2 protein-coding genes are annotated in these 1,265 nt (G+C 68.9%); both read left to right on the top strand.

Features of this window, described 5'->3' with window-relative positions:
• Positions 1 to 279: 279 nt before the first annotated feature.
• On the top strand, positions 280 to 795 hold the full coding sequence (locus tag VQ02_RS30755; protein ID WP_048448061.1) for a winged helix-turn-helix domain-containing protein: 516 nt from the start codon (positions 280 to 282) through the stop codon (positions 793 to 795).
• Positions 792 to 1,265: IS630 family transposase (locus tag VQ02_RS36345; RefSeq protein WP_280818978.1), on the top strand; the 474-nt coding region annotated here is incomplete at its 3' end. The genes VQ02_RS30755 and VQ02_RS36345, both read left to right, overlap by 4 nt.

The raw sequence follows: 1,265 nt of genomic DNA, 5'->3' as shown, positions 1-1,265 counted from the left end.
TTGCATCATGATCCCTACTCCTGTCCTGCGGGATCGGTCGAAGCTGTCCCAATCAACTATTCAGGCTGATGCTTCATGGCGCGGACGGCTCCCGATCCGGGAACTGGGCTCAGACACCCTGGAGGCTCGCGGGATGCCGTCCGCGGGCGCAGAGTAGATCAACCGCGACAGACAGGAGGCTCCTCCTTCTGATACCGCCGCGCTTAGGTTTTGACTCGTAGCGGGTTTTCATTGGCGCGTGCGTGTGATTCGCTGCTGCCCTTCACCGGGGAGGAGCCTATGACGCGTGCCGTCGAGATCCGGACCGACATCGCTACGGCCGCCGATCTGCGATGGCAGGCCAAGCGGGAGCTGCGTCGGCGGACCGCCCTGCGCCTGCTGGCGGTGGCCAACGCCCTCGACGGCATGAGCCGGGCGGAAGCGGCGCGAGCCGCGGGCATCGAGCGACAGGCGCTGTGCGACGCCGTCAAGCGCTTCAACGCCGAGGGGCTGGCCGGCTTGGTCGACCGCCCGCCCGGCCGCCGACCAGAGCGTCTGAGCGAGGGCGAGCAGGCAGTGCTGGTCCACCACATCCTGCGGGGCCCCGATCCCGACCGGGGCGAGCCCGCCAGTTGGACCCTGCCGGACCTGTGTCGCTTCATCGAGGCCCGCTTCGACAAGACCATGCTGCCCCAGTCGATGTCGCGCCTGGTGCGCCGGCTGGGCTTGTCGAAGCAGAAGACCCGCCCGGTTCACCCGCAACGCGACGCCAAGGCTGCGGCAGCCTTCGTAAAAAGGGGCTCCGCGCGGCGCTGACGAGCGCTGCCGAGGCCCATTCCGGCCAGCCGATCCGCCTCTTCTTCATGGACGAGGCCCGGGTCGGGCAGAAGGGGCGCAGCGGCCGTCGCTGGTGGATGCGCGGCCAGCGTCCGGCGGGACGCTGCGACGGCCGCTTCCAGTCCGCCTACATCTTCGCCGCCGTCGAGCCGCAGACCGGGTCGGCATTCGGTCTGGTGCTGCCGCACGTCTCGACCGAGGCAATGAGCCTGTTCCTGGCGCAGTTTGCGGCCACGCTCGAGCCGGACACGCATGCCGTCGTGGTGCTGGACGGGGCAGGCTGGCACATCGCCAAGGATCTGCGCGTCCCCGACACCGTGACGCTGGTGCGGTTGCCCGCCTACAGCCCCGAGCTCAACCCGGTCGAACGGATCTGGCTGTACCTGCGCGAGCGCTTCCTCTCTGCACGCGTGTTCCCCGACTACAAGGCGATCCTCGACGCCTGCTGC

Origin of the sequence: Methylobacterium variabile (assembly GCF_001043975.1) — a bacterium.
GTDB classification, from domain to species: domain Bacteria; phylum Pseudomonadota; class Alphaproteobacteria; order Rhizobiales; family Beijerinckiaceae; genus Methylobacterium; species Methylobacterium variabile.
The sequence above is the reverse complement of the archived record's forward strand: the minus strand, read 5'-3'. Positions and strand labels throughout refer to the sequence as shown.